The sequence below is a fragment of the Amycolatopsis sp. NPDC051045 genome, assembly GCF_040682955.1.
GTDB lineage: Bacteria > Actinomycetota > Actinomycetes > Mycobacteriales > Pseudonocardiaceae > Amycolatopsis.
Genome location: NZ_JBFBCC010000012.1, coordinates 274,855 through 297,766 on the forward strand (window position 1 = coordinate 274,855; position 22,912 = coordinate 297,766).

Annotated in this window: 20 protein-coding genes and 1 pseudogene; 7 read left to right on the forward strand and 14 right to left on the reverse strand. The window is 72.3% G+C overall.

The window, feature by feature from the left end:
• Positions 1-21: 21 nt before the first annotated feature.
• The 6 genes from AB0M80_RS27320 to AB0M80_RS27345 all read right to left on the reverse strand — a co-directional run bounded on the left by AB0M80_RS27320 (position 22) and on the right by AB0M80_RS27345 (position 6,561).
• Positions 22-1,035, reverse strand: coding sequence for an ABC transporter permease (locus AB0M80_RS27320; protein ID WP_364570539.1), 1,014 nt, complete (start codon positions 1,033-1,035; stop codon positions 22-24).
• A complete protein-coding gene (locus tag AB0M80_RS27325; RefSeq protein WP_364570542.1) occupies positions 1,032-2,555 on the reverse strand; it encodes a sugar ABC transporter ATP-binding protein in 1,524 nt (507 codons plus the stop codon). The genes AB0M80_RS27320 and AB0M80_RS27325 overlap by 4 nt, the downstream gene beginning before the upstream one ends.
• Positions 2,552-3,583, reverse strand: a complete 1,032-nt coding sequence (locus AB0M80_RS27330; RefSeq protein ID WP_364570627.1) for a sugar ABC transporter substrate-binding protein — start codon at positions 3,581-3,583, stop codon at positions 2,552-2,554. Before AB0M80_RS27330 ends, AB0M80_RS27325 begins: the two co-directional genes overlap by 4 nt.
• Before the next feature lie 62 nt (positions 3,584-3,645).
• Positions 3,646-4,401: an SDR family oxidoreductase gene (locus AB0M80_RS27335; RefSeq protein ID WP_364570545.1), complete on the reverse strand. Its 756-nt coding sequence runs from the start codon at positions 4,399-4,401 to the stop codon at positions 3,646-3,648.
• Positions 4,394-5,698: an enolase C-terminal domain-like protein gene (locus AB0M80_RS27340; protein WP_364570548.1), complete on the reverse strand. Its 1,305-nt coding sequence runs from the start codon at positions 5,696-5,698 to the stop codon at positions 4,394-4,396. Before AB0M80_RS27340 ends, AB0M80_RS27335 begins: the two co-directional genes overlap by 8 nt.
• Positions 5,699-5,700: 2 nt before the next feature.
• A complete protein-coding gene (locus AB0M80_RS27345) occupies positions 5,701-6,561 on the reverse strand; it encodes a fumarylacetoacetate hydrolase family protein (RefSeq protein ID WP_364570550.1) in 861 nt (286 codons plus the stop codon).
• 205 nt (positions 6,562-6,766) lie between these two features.
• Here AB0M80_RS27345 and AB0M80_RS27350 point away from each other — a divergent pair, with 205 nt between their 5' ends.
• Positions 6,767-7,972: a multidrug effflux MFS transporter gene (locus tag AB0M80_RS27350; RefSeq protein WP_364570553.1), complete on the forward strand. Its 1,206-nt coding sequence runs from the start codon at positions 6,767-6,769 to the stop codon at positions 7,970-7,972.
• Here AB0M80_RS27350 and AB0M80_RS27355 read toward each other — a convergent pair.
• The gene (locus AB0M80_RS27355) at positions 7,962-8,216 is read right to left on the reverse strand and encodes a hypothetical protein (protein WP_364570556.1); all 255 of its coding nucleotides are present in this window, start codon (positions 8,214-8,216) and stop codon (positions 7,962-7,964) included. The two genes, AB0M80_RS27350 and AB0M80_RS27355, sit on opposite strands and share 11 nt — an antisense overlap.
• A gap of 54 nt (positions 8,217-8,270) precedes the next feature.
• Between AB0M80_RS27355 and AB0M80_RS27360 the strand changes: the two genes are divergently transcribed.
• Positions 8,271-9,020: a MerR family transcriptional regulator gene (locus AB0M80_RS27360; protein ID WP_364570559.1), complete on the forward strand. Its 750-nt coding sequence runs from the start codon at positions 8,271-8,273 to the stop codon at positions 9,018-9,020.
• Here the strand turns inward: AB0M80_RS27360 and AB0M80_RS27365 are convergent.
• A complete protein-coding gene (locus AB0M80_RS27365) occupies positions 8,989-10,212 on the reverse strand; it encodes an FAD-dependent oxidoreductase (RefSeq protein WP_364570562.1) in 1,224 nt (407 codons plus the stop codon). The genes AB0M80_RS27360 and AB0M80_RS27365 overlap by 32 nt on opposite strands.
• Before the next feature lie 202 nt (positions 10,213-10,414).
• Between AB0M80_RS27365 and AB0M80_RS27370 the strand changes: the two genes are divergently transcribed.
• The 3 genes from AB0M80_RS27370 to AB0M80_RS27380 all read left to right on the forward strand — a co-directional run bounded on the left by AB0M80_RS27370 (position 10,415) and on the right by AB0M80_RS27380 (position 14,808).
• Positions 10,415-10,615 carry a hypothetical protein gene (locus tag AB0M80_RS27370; protein ID WP_364570565.1) on the forward strand — a complete coding sequence of 67 codons (201 nt, stop codon included), beginning with the start codon at positions 10,415-10,417 and terminating at the stop codon, positions 10,613-10,615.
• 58 nt (positions 10,616-10,673) lie between these two features.
• Positions 10,674-12,653 (forward strand): SDR family oxidoreductase, encoded by a 1,980-nt coding sequence (locus tag AB0M80_RS27375; protein WP_364570568.1) that lies wholly within the window; start codon positions 10,674-10,676, stop codon positions 12,651-12,653.
• Between the two features lie 364 nt (positions 12,654-13,017).
• Positions 13,018-14,808, forward strand: a complete 1,791-nt coding sequence (locus AB0M80_RS27380) for a hypothetical protein (RefSeq protein WP_364570571.1) — start codon at positions 13,018-13,020, stop codon at positions 14,806-14,808.
• Positions 14,809-14,810: 2 nt separating this feature from the next.
• On the opposite strand, the gene AB0M80_RS27385 is transcribed toward AB0M80_RS27380, so the two are convergent.
• Entirely contained in the window at positions 14,811-15,962 is a 1,152-nt protein-coding gene (locus AB0M80_RS27385; protein ID WP_364570574.1) for an NAD(P)/FAD-dependent oxidoreductase, read from the reverse strand.
• A gap of 103 nt (positions 15,963-16,065) precedes the next feature.
• Complete coding sequence (locus AB0M80_RS27390; RefSeq protein ID WP_364570630.1) at positions 16,066-17,388, reverse strand: PLP-dependent aminotransferase family protein; 1,323 nt, start codon at positions 17,386-17,388, stop codon at positions 16,066-16,068.
• A 71-nt stretch (positions 17,389-17,459) separates the two neighbouring features.
• Between AB0M80_RS27390 and AB0M80_RS27395 the strand changes: the two genes are divergently transcribed.
• Positions 17,460-18,116 carry an O-methyltransferase gene (locus AB0M80_RS27395; protein WP_364570577.1) on the forward strand — a complete coding sequence of 219 codons (657 nt, stop codon included), beginning with the start codon at positions 17,460-17,462 and terminating at the stop codon, positions 18,114-18,116.
• A gap of 1 nt (position 18,117) precedes the next feature.
• On the opposite strand, the gene AB0M80_RS27400 is transcribed toward AB0M80_RS27395, so the two are convergent.
• Positions 18,118-19,977 carry a transglycosylase domain-containing protein gene (locus AB0M80_RS27400; protein WP_364570580.1) on the reverse strand — a complete coding sequence of 620 codons (1,860 nt, stop codon included), beginning with the start codon at positions 19,975-19,977 and terminating at the stop codon, positions 18,118-18,120.
• Between the two features lie 76 nt (positions 19,978-20,053).
• Entirely contained in the window at positions 20,054-20,779 is a 726-nt protein-coding gene (locus AB0M80_RS27405) for a GntR family transcriptional regulator (RefSeq protein WP_364570583.1), read from the reverse strand.
• 109 nt (positions 20,780-20,888) lie between these two features.
• Between AB0M80_RS27405 and AB0M80_RS27410 the strand changes: the two genes are divergently transcribed.
• Complete coding sequence (locus tag AB0M80_RS27410) at positions 20,889-21,119, forward strand: hypothetical protein (RefSeq protein WP_364570586.1); 231 nt, start codon at positions 20,889-20,891, stop codon at positions 21,117-21,119.
• An 18-nt stretch (positions 21,120-21,137) separates the two neighbouring features.
• Here the strand turns inward: AB0M80_RS27410 and AB0M80_RS27415 are convergent, their stop codons facing one another.
• Both AB0M80_RS27415 and AB0M80_RS27420 read right to left on the reverse strand, forming a co-directional pair.
• Positions 21,138-22,505, reverse strand: coding sequence for an L-serine ammonia-lyase (locus AB0M80_RS27415; protein ID WP_364570589.1), 1,368 nt, complete (start codon positions 22,503-22,505; stop codon positions 21,138-21,140).
• Between the two features lie 14 nt (positions 22,506-22,519).
• A pseudogene (locus AB0M80_RS27420) lies at positions 22,520-22,912 on the reverse strand (lipoyl synthase); the annotation flags it as partial.

Sequence of the window (22,912 nt, forward strand, 5' to 3'; positions counted from 1 at the left end):
CGGATCTTCACGGGGTGAGGGTCAGGTTTGCGGCTTTCCGCCCGCGTACCGGGCGATGATCAGCGCGACCAGGATGATGGCGCCGTAGATCGCCCCCTGCCACTCCGCCGTGACGTGCGCGTAGTTGAGCAGGCTGGACACCGACGCCAGCAGCAGGACGCCGGTGAGGGCGCCGACCAGGGTGCCCTTGCCGCCGTCGAGCGAGACCCCGCCGATCACCGCCGCCGCGAACACCTGCAGGATCATGCCGGAACCCTGGTTCGCGCCCAAGGCCCCCACATAGCCCGTGTACGCGAGCCCGCCGATCGCGGCGAGGATCCCGGCGACGACGAACACCGCCCACGCGATCCGGTCGACGCGCACCCCGGCCGCCCGCGCGGCTTCGCGGTTGCCGCCGATCGCGTACAGCGCGCGGCCGACGCGGTGGTAGCGCAGCACCCAGCCGGCGACGGCGAACAGCAGAGCCGCCAGCCACACCGACATCGGCAGCCCGAGGAACGTCGTCGTCGCCAGGTCGGTGAACGAGTCGGGCAGGTTGAACAGCGTCTTGCCCTTGGTCGAGCCGACCTGCACGCCGCGGAGCACGGTGAGCATGGCGAGGGTGACGATGAAGGCGTTCAGCTTCAGCTTCACGATCAGGAAGCCGTTGACGAACCCGACGAGCGCGCCGCACAGCGGGATCACCAGCAGCCCGATCGCGGCGGGCAGCTCGACGCCGAAGCCTGCCGACGCCGCCGGGAGCACGACCATCGCCCCGAGGGCGGGTGCGAGGCCCATGGTGGATTCCAGCGACAGGTCGAACTTCCCGGTGATCAGCACCAGCGACTCGCCGAGCACGACCAGCGACAGCGCCGCCGACGCGGTGAGGATGCTGACGATGTTGCTCCAGCCGACGAAGGTGTCGTCGACCAGGCCGCCGATGAGGAACACCACGACCAGCGCGGGCAGCAGGGCCAGTTCACGCAGCCAGACGGCCTTGCGGCGCCGCGGTGGTGCGGGCAGCTCCGTCTGCGGAGAGGTCATCACGTCGGTCACGAAAGCTCGACTCCTTCGATGTCGGCCACGAGGTCGCCGTCGGACCACCCGGCCTGGTGCTCGGCGACCACGGCCCCGGCGCGCAGCACCAGGACCCGGTCGCTCAGGCGCAGGTCGTCGAGCTCGTCGCTGACGATCAGCACCGCCTTGCCTTCGGCGCGCACCCGGTCGACGACCGCGAGCAGCGCCTCCTTCGACTTCACGTCCACGCCCGCGGTCGGGTTGATCAGCACCACGACCCGCGGATCACGGATCAGCGCCCGCGCCAGCACGACCTTCTGCTGGTTGCCGCCGGACAGGTCCGACACCGGCTGCTCGGCGCTCGCGGCCACGATGTCGTAGTCGGAGAGGGCCTGCGCCGCTCTCGCGAACCGGGTCCGCGGTGCCGCGATCCCGCCGCGCCCCAGCTTGTCCAGAATGGACAGCGTGGCGTTGTCGGCGATCGAGTGCGCCAGCACCAGGCCTTCGTGGTGCCGGTCGCGCGGCACGCAGCCGATCCCCGCCTTCAGCGCGGCCGGGATGTCACCCGGCCGCAGCGGCGAGCCGTCGACGCGGATCGTGCCCGCGGACGGCGTCCGCAGGCCGTAGACCGTCTCGGCGACCTGGTGCTTGCCGCTGGCGTTGCTCCCGGCGAGCCCGACGACCTCGCCACGGCGGAGCCGGAACGAGACGCCGGAGAAGCCGTCGCCGGACAGTCCCTCGACCGCGAGGATCTCCGGTGCGTCCTCGCCGAGGGCCTCGCGCGTCGCGGCGTCACGGACCGACAGGCCGCCCGGCTCGCCGGTCATCGCGTCGACCAGCTCGGCCTTGCCGACGTCGGCGACCGGCGCGGTGAGCACGTGCTTCGCGTCGCGCAGGACCGTGACGGCCTGGCAGACCTCGTACACCTCGTGCAGGTGGTGCGAGATGAACAGGAACGTCACCCCGCCCGCCTGCATCTGGCGCATCCGCTCGAAGAGGCGCTCGATGGCCTGGCTGTCCAGCTGGGCGGTCGGCTCGTCGAGGACGATGAACCGGGCGCCGTAGGACAGCGCGCGGGCGATCTCGACGAACTGGCGGTCCTCGACCGACAGGTCACCGGCCGGGGTGTCGACGTCGACGTGCACGTCCCACGAGTCGAGCAGCTCGCGGGCCTTGCGCCGCAGCGACTTCCAGCCGATCGAAAACCCGCCGCCCGCCTGCCGGTTGAGGAACAGGTTCTCGGCGACCGTGAGCTGCGGGACGACCATCGCGTGCTGGTACACGCAGGCGACGCGCGCCTTCCAGTCGTCCTGTTTGGACAGGGGCGGGGCCGGCTCGCCGGCGAACTCGACGTGCCCGGTGTCCGTCGCGGACAGGCCGGTGAGGATGGAGACGAGCGTCGACTTGCCGGCCCCGTTGCGCCCGACGAGCGCGTGCGATTCGCCGGGGTGCACGGTGAGGCTGACGTCGTCCAGCGCCACGGTCGGGCCGTAACGCTTTCCCACGCCGACAGCGCTGACCACCGGGACGGCGGATTCGCCGGCGGGCAGCGCGGTCACAGGTTGTTCCCCCAGAGGGCCTTGTCGTCCACGTTGTCCTTGGTGATGACGGGCGCGGGCAGCTGGTCCTCGAGGATGCCGGGGCTGATCTCCACGATGGTGCTGCCGTGGTCGGTCGGGCCGGCCTTGAACGTCTCGCCCGCCATGGCCTTCTTCAGCCAGTACAGGCCGTACTTCGCGTAGGCGTCGGCCGGCTGGGACACGGTGGCGTCCAGCTCGCCGGCGCGGATCGCGGCCAGCTCCTGCGGGATGCCGTCGTTGGACACGAGCACGATGTGCTTCGGGTCCCCCACCGGGAAGTACAGGTTCTTGCGCTTGAGGGCCTGCTCGGTCGGGGCCAGGTAGACGCCGCCGGCCTGCATGTAGACGCCCTTGATGTCCGGGTTCGCGGTCAGCATGCTGTCCAGCCCGGAGGACGCCTTGTCGGCCTTCCACTCGGCCGGGATCTCCAGCACCTGGATGCCGGGGTACTTCTGCTTCATGCAGCCGCGGAAGGCTTCCGAGCGGTCGCGGCCGTTGACGGAAGAGAGGTCGCCCATGATCTGCACGACCTTGCCGGTCTTGACCTTCTCGCCGATCGCGTCGCAGGCCTTGGTGCCGTAGGCCTTGTTGTCGGCCCGCACCACCATCGCGACCTTGCCGCTTTCGGGGGCGACGTCGACCGCGACCACCGGCACGCCCTTGTTCTCCGCCTGCTTGAGCCCGGCGACGATGGCCGCCGAGTCCAGCGGCGTCACGACCAGGCCCTTGACGCCCTGGTTGAGGAAGGTGCCGATGTCGGTGATCAGCTTCGCGGGGTCGCTGTCGGCGTTGACCGTCGGGAGGACGTCGACGCCCTCTTCCTTGGCCATCTTCGGCACGTAGTTGTTGTAGGCCTGCCAGAACGGTGAGGTCAGCAGCGGCAGCGTCGCCCCGACCTTGCCGCCCGGGTTGCCGCCGCCCGTCGGCGCCGCGACATTGTCCTTTGTGGACCCACAGGCGGCCAGTACCAGGCCGCAGACGGTGGCCGTGGCGGCCACCTGGATCACCCTGTTTCCGAATGGCACAGTGCGCACCGCATCCTCCTTGATGACAGCGGAAATCAAGTCTTCTAGTCGTGGTGAACGGGGCCGCGAGGACGCAGGCCGTACATGCCGCCGTCGACCGCGAGCGCGGTGCCGGTGGTCGACGCGGACCGCGGGCTCGCCAGGTAGGCGATCGCGTTCGCGACTTCGTCCGCGGTGACCAGCCGGCCCATCGGCTGACGCGCGGCGAGCGCCGCCCGTTCGGCCTCCGGGTCGTCGGCGGCGTCGAGCAGCCGGCCCACCCAGGGGGTGTCCGCCGTGCCGGGGCACACGCAGTTGACGCGGATCCGGTCGGGCAGGTGGTCGGTCGCCATGGCGAGGGTCAGCGAGAGCACCGCGCCCTTGCTGGCCGAGTAGAGCGCGCGGTTGGGCAAGCCGGCCCAGGCCGCGATGGAGCAGGTGTTGACGATCGCCGCGGACGGCGACTCCTTCAGGTGCGGCAGCGCGGCCCGGGCGAGCCGGACCATGCCGACGACGTTGACGTCGAACACGCGGTGCCACTCGTCGTCGCCGTTGGCCGTGACGTCGCCTTGCGCGCCGATCCCGGCGTTGTTGACGAGGATGTCGAGGCGCCCGAAGCGGTCCACGACGGCGTCCACGGCCGACCGCACTTCGTCGTCCGAGCCGACGTCGCAGCGGAACCCTGCGAACGGCGTCCCCTCCGGCTTGAGGTCCAGCACCGCCACCTGCGCGCCGCGCTCGGCCAGCACTGTCGCCGCCGCCAGGCCGATGCCCGAGGCGCCTCCGGTGACGGCGGCCACCAGGCCCTCGAATTCACTCACTTGCGGTCTCCGTCCACTCGGGACCGTCCGGGAACCGGAACCGCCGCAGCGTGGCGTCGTGCATGCGCGCGGAGAACCCGGGGGCGGTCGGGGCGAGGTACCGGCCGCGTTCGACGACGGCCGGGTCGGTGAAGTGCTCGTGCAGGTGGTCCACCCACTCGATGGAGCGATCCGCGTCGGTGCCGGACACCGCCACGAAGTCGAACATCGACAGGTGCCGGACGAGCTCGCAGAGCCCGACCCCGCCGGCGTGCGGGCACACCGGCACGCCGAACTTGGTGGCCAGCAGCAGGATCGCCAGGTTCTCGTTGAACCCGCCGACCCGGGCGGCGTCCAGCTGCAGCACCGAAATCGCGTTCGCCTGCAGGAGCTGCTTGAAGACCACGCGGTTCTGGACGTGCTCCCCGGTGGCGACGCGGATCGGGGCCAGCGCTTTCGCGATGGCCGCGTGGCCCAGGACGTCGTCCGGCGAGGTCGGTTCCTCGATCCAGTACGGGTCGTACGGGGCGAGCTCGGTCATCCAGTCGACCGCGGCCTGGACGTCCCAGCGCTGGTTGGCGTCGACGGCGATCCGGATGCCGTCGCCGACGGTCTCGCGGGCCAGCTTCATCCGCCGGACGTCGTCTTCGAGGTTGCCGCCGACCTTCAGCTTGATCATCTCGAAGCCGTCGGCGACGGCCTGCTCGGCCAGCCGCACGAGCTTCGCGTCCGCGTACCCCAGCCAGCCGGGTGAGGTGCTGTAGGCGCGGTAGCCGTTCGCCTCGAGCTGCGCGGTGCGTTCGGCGCGGCCGGGCTCGGCGGCCCGCAGGATGTCGAGGGCTTCGGCCTCGGTGAGCGCGTCGGACAGGTACCGGAAGTCGACCAGGCTCACCAGCTCTTCCGGCGTCATGCGCGCGGCGAACTTCCAGACCGGCAGGCCCGCACGGCGGGCGGCGAGGTCCCACGCGGCGTTGACCACCGCCCCGACGGCCATGTGCGCGACGCCCTTTTCCGGGCCCAGCCAGCGGAACTGGGAGTCGCCCACGAGCGTGCGGCTCAGGTCGCCGAGCGCGGCCGCGTCCTCCGGGACCTCGCGGCCGACGACGTGCAGCGCGAGCGCGCGGATCGCGGCGGCCTGGACGTCGTTGCCGCGGCCGATGGTGAACGCGAGGCCGTAGCCGTCCGGGCCGCCGTCGGCGTGCAGCACGACGTAGGCGGCGGAGTAGTCGGGGTCGGGGTTCATCGCGTCCGAGCCGTCCAGCTCCCGGGAGGTGGGGAACCGGACGTCGAGGACCTCCATGCCGATGATCTTCGCCATGGTCAGGCCTGCCTCGCGGTCTGGCGCTGGCGGCCGAGGCCGTCGATCTCCAGCTCGATGACGTCGCCGTCGCGCAGGTAGGGCTTCGGGTCGGGCTGCCCGAGCGCGACGCCTTCCGGGGTGCCGGTGTTGATCAGATCGCCGGGCCGCAGCACCATCACCTGGCTCAGGTGGTGCACGATTTCGGCCACCGTGAAGATCATGTCCTTGGTGGACGAGTCCTGCTTCTTCTCGCCGTTGACCCACAGCCGCAGACCGAGGTCCTGTGGGTCGGGCACCTCGCTCGCCGGGATCAGCGCGGGGCCGAGCGGGTTGAAGTTCTCGCAGGACTTGCCCTTGTCCCACTGGCCGGTCCGGAACTGCAGGTCACGCTCGGAAACGTCGTTCGACACGACGTAACCGGCGACGTGCTCCAGGGCTTCGTCGACGCTGCCGAGGTAGCGGGCGGTCTTGCCGATGACGACGCCGAGCTCGACCTCCCAGTCGGTGCTGACCGAGCCGCGCGGAATGAGGACGTCGTCGCCGGGCCCGACGACGACGTCCGGCGCCTTCATGAAGACCACGGGCTCGGCCGGCGGGGTCGCGCCGGTCTCCTCGGCGTGGCGGCGGTAGTTCATGCCGATGCAGACGACCTTGCCGGGCTGGGCGACGGGCGCGCCGAGGCGCAGGCTGTCCACGATGTTTTCCGAAACGCGCGGCAGCTCACCGGCGGCGAGCGCGGCGGCCGCGCGCGCGATCCCGTCCGCGGCGAGGAAGCGGCCATCGATGTCGGCGGTCAGCCCGCCCAGCTCGTAGGTCGTGCCGTCGTCGGCACGCACGAACGGACGCTCACTTCCCGGCTCCCCGAGACGTACCAGCTGCACGGATATTCCCTTCACCCACACCGACCAGACATCCGATGTATAGCGCAGTGAAGACCGCGGATCCAGAGCTGTCGCCGAATCGGTGGGAAATTGGTCGGATCAGTATCGGTTCACCGCTGAGCCAAGCACGGCGTGTCACCGGTCACAGCCGGAATAGCCCCGGACACGGGCCCGCTGGTCCGGAGGAGGGACTTCGAGGAGGCACATGACCGTCGCAGCGGAACGTACCGCGCCGAGCCGGCGCGCGCAGCTGAAGTTCGTCCTCGTCCTGGGCGGCCTGACGGCGTTCGGGCCGTTGTCGATCGACATGTACCTGCCCGCGCTGCCGCGGATGGCGGACGACCTGCGCGCGGCGGACACGACCGTCCAGCTGACGCTCAGCGCGTTCATCGTCGGGCTCGCCGTAGGCCAGCTGGTGCTCGGGCCGCTGTCGGACGCCCTGGGACGCCGTCGCCCCTTGCTGGCCGGGCTGGCGCTGTACGTCGTGGGCTCGGTGCTGTGCGCGGTGAGCCCGGACGCCTGGCTGCTGGTCGCGGCGCGGTTCGTGCAGTCCCTCGGCGCGGCGGCGGGGATCGTGATCGCGCGCGCCACGGTGCGGGACCTGTTCTCCGGCACCGCGATGACGAAGTTCTTCTCGACGTTGATGCTGGTCAGCGGGCTGGCCCCGATCCTGGCGCCGCTCATCGGCGGGCAGCTGCTGAACTGGACGTCCTGGCGCGGGGTGTTCGTCGTGCTGACGGGGTTCGGCGCGGTGCTGCTGGTCGTGGTGGTGTTCTTCCTGCCGGAGCCCTCTTCGCAGCGGTCCCCCGCGCGGCTCGGCCCGGTGCTGCGGGCCTACGGGCGGCTGGTCAGGGACCGTTCCTTCGCGGGATACGCGCTGGCGTCGGGACTGCTGTTCGCTTCGTTGTTCGCGTACATCTCGGGGTCGTCGTTCGCGCTGCAGGGGGTGTACGGGCTGAGCCCGCAGGCGTACAGCGTCGTCTTCGGGGCGAACGGCGTCGGGATCGTCCTGGCGGGCCAGCTCAACGGCCGGCTGGTGGGCCGGGTGCCCGAGCGCGTCCTGCTGCGTTCCGGGCTGCTGCTCGGCGTGGCCGGCGGGGTCGCGGTGCTGGTTTCGGTCGTGCTCCGGGCTCCGCTGGAGGTGCTGCTGGTGTCGTTGTTCCTGCTGGTGTCGAGCATCGGCTTGGTGATGCCGAACGCGAGTTCCCTGGCCCTGGCTTCGCAGGCCCGATCGGCGGGCGCGGCCTCGGCGTTGCTGGGCGTGCTGCAGTTCCTGGTGGGGGCGGCGGCGACACCGTTGGTCGGGCTGGGCGGACCGGGGACGGCGGTGCCGATGGCCGTGACCATGGCGGGGTTCGCGGTCTTGGCGTTGGCGGCCTTCCTGGCGTTGACGCGCGAAGTCACGCCCTGAGCAGGCGTTCCAGCTCGTCACCGGCGGCCTCGTGGCCGGCGTCCGCGATGCGCTGAAGCTCCAGCAGGTCCTTCGCGGCGACCGCCCGGCGGGTGAGCAGCTCGCCGGCGCGTTCACAGCCTTCGTCCAGCAGTTCGCTCAGCTCCTCGACGTCCCCGCGGGCGTCGGCGAGGTCGGCCAGCCGGTCGAGCGCGGTCTCGTTGCCCGCGTCGGCCAGTGCGCGCAGGGTTTCACGGTCGGTCATGCGGCCAGGATGCACCCTTGCCCCTGGGGCAAGGTCAAGTGCGAGGATCGCCGGGTGCTCACCATCGGACAGCTCGCCGGGTACGTCGGGGTGACGACCAAGACGATCCGCGTCTACCACGCCAAGGGCCTGCTCCCCGAGCCCGGCCGCGACGCCTCCGGCTACCGTCGGTACAGCGCGGCCGACGCGGTCGAGCTGATCAAGGTCCGGACGCTCGCCGAGGCCGGCGTCCCGCTGGCCCGCATCCGCGAGCTCCGTTCCGGCGGCGGGTCCCCGGAGGCGCTGCGGCAGATCGACGCCGACCTCGCGGCCCGGATCCGCGGCCTGCAGAACGCCCGGGAGCGGCTCCGGCAGCTGGCCGGCGGGTCGCTCGCGGCGCTGCCGGGACCGGTGGTGACCTACCTCGGACAGCTGCCCGGCCTGGGGTTCAGCGATCGCTGGGTGGCGCTGCAGCACGACCTGTGGCTGCTGGTGTTCGCCACCCACCCGGAGACCGCCCGCACGACGTTCCGCGACCAGGCCGCGATGGTGGCCGACCCGGCGCTGCTCCCGGTGATCCTGGAGTACGACCGGGTGCACGACCTCGACCCGCACGATCCCCGCGTCGACGCGCTGGCCGAGAAGATCGTCTCGGCGACCCGCGCCCGCTACGGCGAGGACTTGCCGGCCTACGACGCGGATTCCGCGATCCCGGCGCTGGTGCAGGGCGCGGTCAACGCGTCTTCCCCCGCCTGGCGGCGGCTGGACACCCTGCTCCGGGACCGCCTGGGCGTCAAGCCGGCGACGTCGGATCGGCCGTCCTGAGCTGCTCCGCCGTCACCTTCGCGTGGCCGTCGACCAGCGCGGCCAGCGCGTCCCCGTCGTCCCACATGTTCACGTTCATCGCCGCCGCCACTTCGCCCTCGCGCAGCCAGAAGGCCGTGAACTCGCGCGACGCCAGGTCTCCCCGGATCACCAGCTCGTCCGCAGCCGGGTCCGCCAGACCGCGGTACTCGCACCCCAGGTCGTACTGGTCCGTGAAGAAGTACGGCGAGGCCAGGAAGGGCTCGTTGCCCCCCAGCAGGTTCTGCGCCACGTGCGTGCCCTGGTCCTTCGCGTTGGCCCAGTGCTCCACGCGGATGCGGCGGCCGTAGCGCGGGTGGAAGTGCGCCGCGATGTCGCCGACCGCGTACACGTCCGGGGCCGACGTGCGCAGGGCCGCGTCCACGGCCACCCCGCCGTCGTCGGAGAGCTCCAGGCCCGCCGCGTGGGCCAGCTCCACCCTCGGGGCCGCGCCGACCGCGATCAGGACCACGTCCGCCGTCAGTTCTTCCCCGCCGCTCAAGCGGACGCCGCGGACGCCGTCCGGGCCGCCCGTGATCTCCGCGACCTGCTCGCCCAGGCGCCAGTGGACACCCTTTTCCGCGTGCAGGTCCCGGAACACCCCGCCGACCGTCTCGCCGACCACGTTCGCCAGGGGCACCCGCACCGGGTCGACGACCGTCACCTCCGCGTTGTGCGTCCGGGCCGCCGCGGCCGCTTCCGACCCGATCCAGCCGGCGCCGACGATCACCACGCGCTCCGCCGCGGCGAACGCCGAACGCAGCTCGAGCGCGTCGTCGAGGGTGCGCAGCGTGTACAGCCCCGGCAGGTCGCCGCCGGGCACCGGCAGCCGGCGCGGCCGGGAACCCGTCGCCAGCACCAGCCGGTCGTAGGGGTGCTCGCCGCCCGTCTCGTCCAGCACCAGCCGCGCGCCCAGCTCGATCCGGGTCGCCGTGACACCGGCGCTGAACCGGATGTCCTTCTCGGCGTAGAACTTCTCTTCGTGCACCCAATCGGGTTCGTCGGTGGTGCCGAGCAGCACGCCCTTCGACAGCGGCGGCAGCTCGTACGGGCTGTGCGGATCGGAGCCCAGCAGCAGGATTTCGCCGGGGTAACCCCGTTCTCGCACCGCGGCGGCCGCGGACGCCCCACCGAGGCCCGCACCGACGATGACGATCTTGCGCGGTTCCGACATCCCTACCTCCACGACGGGTCGTGAACCGGACGCTACTCCCGAACCGGCCGCGCGACGACCCGCGAGTTACGCCGGAAAACCCCTAAAAGCAAGAGAAAACCCGCGAGTAGGCAGATCGGGTGAACCGGCGTCATAGCGCCGCCGGACCCCGCTCCCACCCTCGCAGGGAGCACGACGACGAGGGAAAACGGAGGCGGCGGCCATGAGTCGGGGCGAGTGGTCGATCGGCTGCCGGGATCTGGCCGGCAGGCGCAGGGACGTGACGGTGTTCGTCAGCAACGACAAGGTGGTGCTGGTCGCGCCACCCGGCGAAGCGGCGGTGCTCGGGCCGCTCGACGTCGGACGGCTGCGGGCCGCCCTGCGCGACGCGGTCGTGGCGACGGCCGACGAAGCAGAAAGCTGACAACTACCGTTCCTACTTTCCAGTAGGTTACAGTCGGGCCCACGAGAAGGGACCGGCCATGACGACCTACTTCGTGACAGGCGCGACGGGCTTCATCGGAAAACGCCTGGTCGCGCGGCTGCTCCGGCGGCCGGAGACGTCCGCGGTGTACGCGCTGGTGCGGGAGACCTCCCGCGAGCGCCTGGCCGCCCTGGCGCGGGAGTGGCCGAACGCGGAGAGACTGCACCCCGTGGTCGGCGACCTCGCCGAACCCCGGCTCGGCGTCGATCCCGCCGACCTGGACCCCCTCGACCACGTCGTCCACCTCGGCGCGATCTACGACCTCACCGCCGACGAAGAAGCCAACCGGCGCGCCAACGTGGACGGCACTCGCCACCTGCTGGCTTTCGCCGCCGCGGCGCGGGCCGGGCTGGTGCACCACGTGTCCTCGATCGCTGTCGCCGGCGACCACGCCGGGCGGTTCACCGAGACCGACTTCGACCTCGGCCAGCGCTTCGGCTCGCCGTACCACGCGACGAAGTTCCAGGCCGAGAAGCTCGTCCGCGAACAGGCGCTGCCCTTCCGCGTCTACCGGCCCTCGGCCGTCGTCGGCGACTCGCGCACCGGCGAGATGGACAAGGTCGACGGGCCGTACTACTTCCTCCCGGCCATCTCGCGGCTGGCGGTCCTGCCCCGGCGCCTCCCGCTGGCCGCACCCGACCTCGGCGCGACCAACCTGGTGCCGGTCGACTACGTCGTCGAGGCGATGGACCACCTGATGCACCAGGACGCGCCGTCCGGGACGACCTACCACCTCGCCGCCGCACGCCCGCAGTCGCTCGGCTCCGTCTACAATGCCTTCGCGCGCGCCGCGGGCGGGCCGGTGATCCGGGCCGTGCTGCCCGCCGGGCCGTCGGACGCGCTGCGGCGCGCGGGCAGCCGCCTGGCGCACGCGGCGGCAGCCGGGATCGATCGCGTGCCCGGCGGCCGGGCCGCCCGCGCGGCCGCCCTCGAGGAGCTGGGCGTCCCCCTCGCGGTGCTGCCGCACTTGACCATGGACGTCGTCTTCGACACCGCGCGCACCACGACGGCGTTGTTCGGCAGCGGCATCGAACTGCCCGAGCTGCGCGACTACGCGGCGCCGCTCTACCGGTACTGGCAGGTCCGCCTCGACCCCGACCGGGCCCGTCGCGGACCTGGCCTGGCCGGGCGCACGGTGCTGATCACCGGCGCGTCGTCCGGGATCGGCCGGGCGTCGGCGCTCGCCGTGGCCGCCAAGGGCGCGAAGGTGATCCTCGTGGCCCGCCGCGCTCCAGAGCTCGAAGAGGTCCGGGACGAGATCACCGCGGCCGGTGGCGCCGCCGCGGCGTACCCGTGCGACCTCACCGACGGCGACGCCGTCGACGCGCTGGTCAAGGACGTGCTCGGCGACCACGGCGCGGTGGACGTGCTGGTGAACAACGCCGGCCGGTCGATCCGGCGCTCGGTTTCGCTGTCCACGCAGCGGTTCCACGACTACGAGCGCACGATGGCGATCAACTACTTCGGACCCGTGCGGCTGATCCTCGGCTTCCTGCCGTCGATGGCCGCGCGCCGGTTCGGCCACGTCGTCAACGTCACCACCCAGGGCCTGCAGACCGACACCCCGCGCTTCTCCGCCTACCTGGCCTCGAAGGCGGCGCTGGAGGAGTTCGGGCTGACGGCCGGGCGCGAGACGCTCTCGGACGGCGTCACCTTCACGTCGGTGCGGATGCCGCTGGTCCGGACGCCGATGATCGCGCCGACCGGCTACCGCGGGATCCCGGCCAGCAGCCCGGAACGCGCGGCGGCGCTGGTGGTGAAGGCGTGCGAGGAGCGGCCGGAGATCCTCAGCCTCCCCGAAGGCCGCGCCGCCGAGCTGGCGACGCTCGCCGCGCCGCGGATCGCCCGCTTCGCCGCGCACCTGGCCTACCGGGCGATGCCGGAATCCGCGCCCGAAGCGCGCGGCCTTCCCCGCCGGTCCGCGCCGGCGTCGGTCGCGGCGGCGGTGACCCGCCTTATCTGGCGCCGTCGTGCCTGATTTCCGCGAATTCCGCCGAAACGCTGGCACGCACGCGACGGTACTTCTACCCTCGCGCGAGTCCCGTACATCCGTACGGGCTTCTACTGGGGAGTTCGAATGCCGGAAATCAACACTGGGCAACGCTGTGCCGTGAGCGATCAGACGGCCGCGATCGGCACGGCGAGGCGCACCCTCGGGTGACGCTGCCCGCGGCCCTCGCGCCGGGGCCGCAGGTCCGTGAATGCCACCTTGACGGACATAGCGTCCGTCAAGGTGGCATTCACGGACTTCCAGCCGGGCCGGCGGTGCTGGGCAGACCGGGGACCGGCCCGGCCGCTACCATCGCTTCCCGGGCGTGATCGGGAGCGGAAGGCGGGCGAGCGTGGACGTGGCGAGTCCTGCGCACGTCGCCACGGCCCCCGCGCCGCGGCCGAAGACCCGGCCGGTGCTGCGCTGGAGCATCCACGCCGGCTGGGTGCTGCTGCTCGCGCTGGCCACCGAACTCCGCGTCGGCCGCTTCGGCTTCCACCCCTCCGACCAGGGCTTCATCCTCGCCCAGGCGTGGCGCGTCCTGCACGGCGAAGTCCCGCACGCCGACATCATCTCCGCCCGCCCGCTCGGGTCCGCGGTCCTGCACGTCGCCGACTTCGCGTTGCCGATGCCGCTGTTCTTCGGCTCCAGCTTCCTGTCCATGATCGAGATCGTCGTGGCGACGATCGCGTTCGCGGCGCTGGTGACCGGGCGCCGGGTGCTCGAGTGGGGCCCGGGGATGACCGCGATGGTCGCGGCCGCGTCGCTGATCAACCTCAACGCCTTCCCCCTGATGGCCTGGCACACCGTGGACGGCATCGCGCTCACCGCGTGCGGCGCGTGGGCCCTGGACGCCGGCCTGACCAGCGGCCGCGCGCTCGCCCGTCGCGGCGGGCTGGTGCTGCTCGGCTGCGCGGTGTTCGTCAAGCAGAGCTTCGCGCTGGCCGCGGTGATCGGCGTGCTGTGGCTGCTGCTGCACCCGGCGACGCGGGCCGGCGCGCTGCGCACGGCCCGCTGGTGGCGGCAGCTGGTCCTCGACTTCCTCGCGCTCGGTGCGCCCGGGCTGGCGTACGTGGCGTGGGTCGGCCTGAGCGGCGGGTTCGCCGAGATGGTCGAGCAGCTCACCGGCGGCGTGCCCGCGTACGGCGAACGGCTGCTCGGGCTGTGGCTGGACGACCCGGAGGTGCTGACCAGGGCACCGGTGCGGGAGCTGGGCTTCTTCGCCGCGATCGCCGTGGTGCTGCTGGCCGTCCGGCTGCCCGGTGACCGGCTCGGCGCGGCCGGCCGGGCGGCGTCCTGGGTGCTGGTGCTCGCCGGCGCCACCGCGGTGGTCTGGACCGTCGTCGACGGCCGGTTCACCGGCTCCTCGCGCTGGGCGGACGTCCTGTGGTGGATCGTCGCGGTCAGCGTGCCGGTGAACGCGGCCGTGCGGCGGAAGGTGCCGTGGGCCGGGCTGCTCGTGCTCGCCACCGGGTTCATGACCAGCCTGTCCTGGGGCAACGACACCCCGACCCTGCTGACCGGCACCCTGGCCCTGACGGCGTTGCTGCTGCTGATCCACCTGGTCCCGCCCCGGCCGCGGCTGGCCCGGCGCTGGGTCACCGCGACGGCCGGGCTGACCGCGGTGGTGGTCTGCGGCTGGGTCGTCGTCGCGCGGCACGACCAGGCCGCGTACCTGGACCTCGGGCACGACCGGCTGACCGAGGACCTCGGCGACGTCAGCCCGGCGATGTCCGGCATCCGCACGAACCCGTCGACGTTCCGCTACGTCCGGCAGATCCGCGACTGCCTGGACCGCTTCCCGGCCGCGCGGACGGCGGTCCTGCCGGACAACGCGTTCGCCTACCCCGCGTTCGGCCTGCGCAACCCGTTCCCGCTGGAGTGGCCGCTGCCGCTGGAGATCGTCGGCGACGCGCCCGAACGGATGCTCGCGACGACCGACGCGCTCAACCGCGAGGGCGGCTACCTCGTGCTCTTCCAGACGGTGCCGAGCGGGCTGCTGGCCACGGGCGGCCCGGTGCCGGCGGAGGTGCCCGCCGAAACGCCGGTGTTCACCTACCTCGGGCTGGAGAAGGCGATCCAGGCCCGGCTCACGGGCCGCGTCGTGACCTGCGGCAGCTTCGTGGGCAAGTACGCGCCCTGAGCTCAGTGCTCGCGCACGGCGCCGGTGAACTGCGCGAACGCGTCGAGCAGCACCTGCGCGGCGTCCTCCTTCGCGACGCCGTCGAGGAGATCGCCGAACGCGGCGCCTTCGGCGGCGACCTTGGCGCTGCGGGGGAACATGGCCTCCTCGTACTCGGCGAAAGCGGCTTCGACGTCGCCGGGGTTCGCGGCGAGGGCCAGGCCGAGTTCGGCGCCGTCGAGCATGGCCAGGTTGGCGCCTTCGCCGTTGGCCGGCGTGAGGTGGGCCGCGTCGCCGATCAGCGTCACGCCCGGGACCCGCTCCCACCGGTGCCCGATCGGCAGGCCGTAGTGGGGCCGCAGGACGGGCGCGGTGTCGCCGTCGGTGATCAGCGCGGTGAGTTCGGGCGCCCAGCCGTCGAACTCTTCCGCGACCCGCGCGGCGGCCGCGGCCGGGTCGGTGAAGTCGATGGCGGCGAACCAGGCCGGCGGCCGGGTGAGGGACACGTAGGTGTGCAGCGTGTCCCCGCTCTCGCGGTGGGCGTGGATCCCCTGGCCCGGGGCGGGCGCCATCATCGAGCCGCCCCCGACCGTCTTCGCGGCGACCGGGTGGCGGGTGTCGGCGTCGAACAGGTAGATCTCGACGAAGGCTTCGCCGGCGTACTCGGGTTTCGCCGGCGTCAGCAGGGGCCGGACCCGTGACCACGCGCCGTCCGCACCGACCAGCAGGCCGGTCACGACGGTGCTGCCGTCGGCGAAGGTCACCTCGTGGCGGCCGTCGCCGATGCTGCGGGCACCGGTCACCTTGTGTCCCCAGTGGACAGTGCCGTCCGGCAGCGCGTCCAGCAGCAGCTGCCGGAGTTCGCCGCGCTGCACCTCGGGACGGCCGCCGGTGCCGTCGTCGGCCTGGTCGGCCAGCACGGTCCCGTCGGGGTGCAGGATCCGCATCGCCTGCCTGCCCTCCAGGACCAGGCCGCGGAACTCGGCCATCAGCCCGGCCGCCTCGACGGCGAGCTGTCCGTTGTAGTCGTGGATGTCGAGCATCCCGCCCTGCATCCGGGCCATCGGTGACGGCTCGGCCTCGTGGATCGTCACCGGGATCCCGTGGACGTGCAGGACCCGGGCGAGGGTGAGGCCGCCGAGACCGGCGCCGATGATCGTGACTGGGGTGTGCATCCGTGCTCCTCGGGGTTTCGTTGCGACACCCGAAGACTGGGGCGGGCCACTGACGCGCGACGCACACGGCGCTGGCACCTGCTGGCACGCGCTGGTACGGCTCCTAGTCGGCCGCCAGGTCGTCCGGGGTGCCGCTCGCCAGCCCCGCCAGGACGTCGAGCGCCGCGGAGAGCGTTTCCACCGGCGGGGCCGACACCGCGATCCGCACCGCGTTCGGCGCGTGCCCCGGCAGCACCGCGAACGCCGCCGCCGGGGACAGCGCGATCCCGCGACGCGCCGCCGCCGCGACGAACGTCTCCGCCCGCCACGGCTCCGGCAGCTCCCACCAGCGGTGGTAGGACGCCGGATCGCCGCGCAGGCCCGGCAGCTTCTCCGCCAGAACGGACGCCCGCGCGGCGGCATCACGGCGTTTCGCGGCCTCGATCTCGGCCAGGGTGCCCGTCACGATCCACTGCGTTGCCGCCTCGACGGCGAAGCGCGACGCGGCCCAGGCGCCCGAACGGACCGACGACGCCAGCCGCGCGGTCCAGGACGGGGGCGACACGAGGAAGCCCGCCGTCAGTCCCGGCGCCACCCGCTTGGACAGGCTGTCGACGAACACCGTGCGCTCCGGCGCGTACTCGGCGAAGGGGCGGACGTCGTCCCGCAGGAACGTGTAGACGCCGTCCTCGATCACCGGCAGGTCCAGCCGGGCGGCGACCTCGGCGAGCGCGGTGCGGCGCTGCGGGGGCATCGTCGTGCCGAGGGGGTTGTGCAGGGTCGGCTGGACGTAGAGCGCGCGCACCGGCCCGGCCGCTTCCAGCGCCTCCGGGATCAGCCCGGACCCGTCGGTTTCGATCGGCACGAGCTCCACGCCGAGGCGCGAGGCGAGGGCCTTCACCACCGGGTACGTCAGCGACTCCACCGCCAGCCGCTCCCCCACCGGCACGAACGCGGCGATCGCCGCCGCGAGGGCCTGCCTGCCGTTGCCGGTGAACAGCACCGTCGCCGGGTCGGGCCGCCAGTCGCCGCGGGCGAGCATCCCGGCGGCCGCCTCCCGGGCCGGCGGCGTGCCCGCGGCGCCGATCGGGTGCAGGGCCGCGGTGAAGACGTCGTCGCGCAGCAACGGTTCCAGCGCGCGGGCCAGCCGCGCGGACTCCCCCGGCAGGACGGCGAAGTTGAGCTCGAGGTCGACGCGCGCGGCACCGGGCTCGGCGAGGGCGGGTTCGGGCGGTGGCTTCGCCGCGCGGACGAACGTGCCGCGGCCGACCTCGCCGACGGCCAGGCCGCGCCGGACGAGCTCGCCGTAGACGCGGGCCGCGGTGGAGCCGGCGATGCCGCGCTCCCGCGCGAAGCGGCGCTGGGGCGGGAGCCGGTCGCCGGGGCGGAGCCGCCCGGCCTCGATGTCGGCGGCGAGGGCGTCCGCGACGACGCGGTAGTCGTCCATGGTCACCTTCCCGCCGAAACGCCCGTCGACGAGCATGATCCCACTCGGGCTAGATTGACGGTGGAGGTGCCATGACCGACCAGATCTGGACCGAAGTCGACGACTACCTCGCCGGCGCGTTGCTCAAGCCCGACCCGGTGCTCGACGCCGCATCGGCCGACTCGGCCGCCGCCGGGCTGCCGCACATCGCCGTCGCGCCCAACCAGGGCAAGCTGCTCCACCTGCTGGCCCGGATGGCGGGAGCGCGGACGATCCTGGAGATCGGCACGCTCGGCGGGTACAGCACCATCTGGCTGGCCCGCGCGCTGCCGGCCGGCGGCAAGCTGGTGACCTGCGAATACGACCCCAAGCACGCCGAAGTCGCGAGGGCGAACCTGGCGCGGGCGGGGTTCGGCGAGGACGTCGCCGACATCCGGGTCGGCGCCGCGCTCGACACGCTGGCCACGCTGTCCGGGCCGTTCGACTTCGTGTTCATCGACGCCGACAAGGTCAACCTCGCGAACTACGTGCGTGCCTCGCTGGAGCTGTCCCGGCCGGGCACCACGATCGTCGTCGACAACGTCGTCCGGCAGGGCCGGGTGGCCGACCCGGGCAGCGACGACCCGAACGTCCGCGGCGCGCGCGAGATGTTCGACCTGCTGGCCGTCGAAGACCGGATCGACGCGACCGCGGTCCAGACCGTCGGCGGCAAGGGGTACGACGGGTTCGTGCTGGCCCTGGTGCGGTGAGTCAGCGCGGCCGGGCGGCCGTCGTGAACGCGCGCCAGATGTCGGCCGGGACGACGTCGCCGGTCAGTTTCCGGCCGCTCGCGTCCTTGAGCCGCCGCTCGTCGTCGGAGCCGATCCAGACCGCCGTCGCCAGCTGCGGGGTGTAGCCGACGGCCCAGGCGTCCTGGTTGTCCGGGCTGTTGCCGTGCTCCGCCTCGCCGGTGCGCAGCGCCGCCGTGCCGTCAGCGGTGCGCAGGGCCGAGGTGACCTCCGCGGCGACGCGGCGGCTGGTGTTGTCGTCGCCGAACGCCGGGCTCGAGGTGTCCTGGTGCTCCCAGACGACCGCGCCGCTTTCGTCGCGGACCTTCGCCACCAGGTGCGGGGTGGCGCGCCGGCCTTCGGCGGCGAAGGTCGCGTAGGCGCCGGCCACGTCCAGGGGCCGCAACGGGTACCGGCCGATGGCGATGCCCGGCCCGATGAGGAAGCCGTCCTTTTCGCGCAGGGTCGGGACGCCGTCGACGGCGTCCGGGATACCGGCCTGCCGCGCGGCCTCGCTCAGCGCGCCCGGGCCGAGTTTCTTCGCCAGCGCGACGAAGGGGCCGTTGGCGTGCGTCTCCACCGCCCTGCGCGGGGTGCACTTCTTGCCGCAGAGGTCCGGGTACTGGAACTTCTCGCCGAGGAATTCGAGCTTCGAAAACGCCGGGATCGGCTGGTCCGGGCCGAAGCCGTGGAGCAGCGCCGCGGTGAACGTGAACGGGTGGAACGCCGAGCCGAGCGCGTGCGGGGTGCCCGCGTAGTCGCGGACGCCCTGTCCACCGCCGTGGTAGGCGCGGACGGCACCGGTCGCCGGGTCGAGCGCGACGACGGCGCCGCGGAACTCCGGCGGCTCGCCGGTCAGCCTGTCCCGCAGGGCTTTCTTCGCGGCGTCCTGCTTGCTGCGGTCCAGCGTCGTCTCGACCGTCAGGTTCCCCTGCTGCAGCCGGCCGAGCGGGAAACCGTCCTGTTCCAGCTCGGCCAGGACCTGCTGTTTGACGTGGAATTCGTCGTAGGTGACGCGGCCCGCGCGGGTCTCCGACGGCGGCTGGATCGCGTCACCGGGGTAGGCCATCTTCTCGTCACTGTGCGCGTACCCGCGGCTCACGAGCTTGTCGCGCACGTACTGCCAGCGCCGCGCGGCGTGGGTGTCGCCGGAGGCGGCGGGGTCGTGCACCGACGGCGACTGGATCATCCCGGCGAGGAAGGCGGCTTCGCTCCAGGTGATCGAGTCGTCGAGCTTCTTGCCGAAGTAGGCGTTCATCGCCGCCGCGGGCCCGAACGTGCCGCGGCCGAAGGAGATGATGTTGACGTAGCTCTCGAAGATCTGCTCCTTGCCCTGCTCCTGGGTGATCTTCGTGGCCAGCACGAGCTCGGCGAACTTGCGCGCGATCGTGGCGCCCTCGTCGCCGGTGGACTTCTTGATGTACTGCTGGGTGATCCCGGATCCGCCGCCGACGCCGGTGAGGAACGCGCGGCCGATGCCGGTCGGGTCGAAGCCCTGGTTGTCCCAGAAGGTCGGGTCCTCGGTGGCGATGATGGCGTCCCGCAGCTTCGCGGGCACCTGGGAGTACGGCACGAACGTCCGGTCGCCGTCGGCCGGGATCACCTTGAGCAGCTCCGACCCGTCCGCGTACTGCAGGACGACGGTCTTGTCGAGCCCGGCCAGTACTTCTTGGGGACTGCGCACGTCGAGCACGAGGTAGGCGACCCAGAAGACGATCAGCGGACCGCCGATCAGCACGCCGAGCGTCCAGGCCGCGATCCGCCGGACGCGGCGCCACCTCCGGCGGCGAGGGGTGTCCGGCGTTGCGGGGGCTTGCTCTTCTTCCTCCGTCGGCAAGGTCACGAATGGATGACGGCCGAACGGGGGACAAGGTTCGGTGGAGAACTAACGAAGTTGTTCGAATCCCGTCAAGACGGCGTCAGGAGAGGAACGCGCGCAGCAGCGAAGCCGTGCCCTCGATGTGCTCCGCCATCGCCTGCCGGGCGGCGGGCGCGTCGCCGGCCAGGATCGCGTCCACGATCGCCTCGTGCTGGGCGTTCGAATGCTCGAGGTTGGGCGGGAGCAGCGGGATCCGGTCGAGCAGCTGGTTGACGCGGGTGCGGGCGTCGGCCATCGCCGTGGTCAGCGAGCCGGACGCCGTCACCTCGGCGATGGCCAGGTGCAGCCGGGAGTCCTTGCGGCGGTAGTCGTCGAGGTCGGCACTCGCGGCCTCGGCGAGCGTGCCGGTGAGGTGCTGCCGGTCGGCCGGGCTCAGCGACCGCGCGGCGGCCATCTCGGCGGCACCGGTCTCGAGGACGTAGCGCAGGCTCAGCGCGTCTTCGAGCGAAACGGCATCGACCTTGCCACTGGGTGACCGCTCGGCCGGGGCGGGCAGGCTTTCGTTCACGAACGTGCCGCCGTAGCGGCCCCGGCGTGACTCGACGTAACCGGCGTCGGAAAGCGCGCGGATGGCTTCGCGCAGCGTGACGCGGCTGACGCCGAGCCGCTCGGCGAGCTCGCGCTCGGACGGGAGCCGCTCCCCCGCGCCGACCACGCCCAGCCGGATCGCCTGCAGCAGCCGCTCGACGGTCTCCTCGAAGGCGTTGCCGGCGCGGACCGGCCGGAACAGCGCTTCGCCGGCATTCACCACCGAGGTCGACTCCATCCCGCGAGTCTAGGCCGCGCTCCGGACCGGCCGGGCCCGGTCGCTCTCGGTGACGCAGGTGTTCGCCGGGCGGAAAACCGGTGGAACCGGACGGGCACGGTGAGCGACGATGAAGGCCACGACACCGAACATCGACGCAGGGGGCGATCCGGTGCACTTCTTGATGGCCGAAGATCTGGTGCACGAGCGGGAGAACGAGCTCCGCCACGGCGTGCGCGACCGCCCACCAGGCCGGGCGACGCCGCGCAGCCGCACGGGAACCCGGCGCCAGCGGCTCGGCTGGACCCTGGTGGAAGTCGGCCTGCGGCTGGCGGTCGAACCGGAGGAAGAGCCGCAGTGACGGGCACGGCCCGCGCCGTCAGCACTCGATGACGTTCACCGCCAAACCGCCGCGGGCGGTTTCCTTGTACTTCACGCTCATGTCCGCGCCCGTCTCGCGCATCGTCTTGATCGCCTTGTCCAGCGTCACCACGTGACTGCCGTCGCCGCGCATCGCCATGCGGGCCGCGTGGATGGCCTTCGACGCGCCGACCGCGTTGCGCTCGATGCACGGGATCTGGACCAGGCCGCCGACCGGATCGCAAGTGAGCCCGAGGTGGTGCTCGACGCCGATCTCCGCCGCGTTCTCCACCTGCGCCGGCGACCCGCCGAGCACCTCGGTGAGGCCCGCGGCCGCCATCGCCGACGCCGAACCGACCTCGCCCTGGCAGCCGACTTCGGCGCCGGAGATCGAGCCCGTCTGCTTGAGGATCGAGCCGATCGCGCCCGCGGTGAGCAGGAACGTCACGATGCCGTCGTCCGAGGAGTGCCGGATGAACCGCTGGTAGTAGTGCAGCACCGCGGGGATGATCCCGGCGGCGCCGTTGGTCGGCGCGGTGACCACCCGTCCGCCCGCGGCGTTCTCTTCGTTGACCGCCAGCGCGTACAGGCTGACCCAGTCCATCGCGTACAGCGGGTCGCCCACGCCGTCCTCGGCCAGGAGCTTCTCGTGCAGCGCGCGAGCCCGCCGCGGCACCTTCAGGCCGCCCGGCAGGACGCCGTCGTGGAGGCAGCCGTTGCGGACGCACTCGGCCATCACCGCCCAGATCCGCAGCAGCTCGTCGCGGACCTCCTCGCGGCTGCGCCAAGCGAGTTCGTTCGCCAGCATGATCTCGCTGATCGGCAGTCCCGTCGACGCGCAGTGCGCCAGGAGGTCCGCGCCGGTGCGGAACGGGTACGGCACCGGTGTCGAGTCCTCGACGAACACCGCGTCCGTCTCGTACGACTCGTCGCGGACGAAGCCGCCGCCGACCGAGTAGTACGTGCGTTCGCGCAGCAGCGCACCCGACTCGCCGAACGCGCGGAAGACCATGCCGTTCGGGTGGGCGGGCAGGGACTTGCGGCGGTGCATGGTGAGGTCGGTGTCCTCGTCGAACGCGATCTCGTGCGTGCCGCCGACCCGCAGCCTGCCGGATTCGCGGATGGCCGCGATCTTGCCCGGCACGGTTTCGGTGTCGATCTCCTCGGGACGCTCGCCCGACAGCCCGAGCAGGACGGCTTTGTCGCTGCCGTGGCCGAAACCGGTCGCGCCGAGCGAGCCGAACAGCTCGGCCTGCACGCGCGCGGTCTTGTCCAGGTCCGCGCCGAGTCCGTCCACAAAGGTCCGTGCCGCCCGCATCGGCCCGACGGTGTGGGAGCTCGACGGGCCGATGCCGATGGAAAACAGGTCGAAGACGCTGATCGCCATTGATCCGCCCCTTCCTATCGCGCCAGCAGTGAGCTGGCTTCTTGCGCGGCCGGGCCCTGGTCGGCGAGGTGCCGCAGGTTCTCCGGCAGCTCCTCCCCGCGGTAGCCCTTGGTCTGGGCGTAGAGCCGTCCCGCGCGGTACGACGACCGCACCAACGGCCCGGCCATCACACCCGCAAAGCCCATCGCCTCCGCAGCCTTCGAATGCTCCACGAACTCCTCCGGCTTCACCCACCGATCCACCGGGTGATGCCGCGCCGACGGCCGCAAATACTGCGTGATCGTCAAAATCTCGCACCCGGCATCCACCAAGTCCCGCATCGCCGGAGCCACCTCATCCGGCGTCTCACCCATACCCAGAATCAGATTCGACTTCGTCACCAAACCGGCCTCACGCGCCGCCGTGAT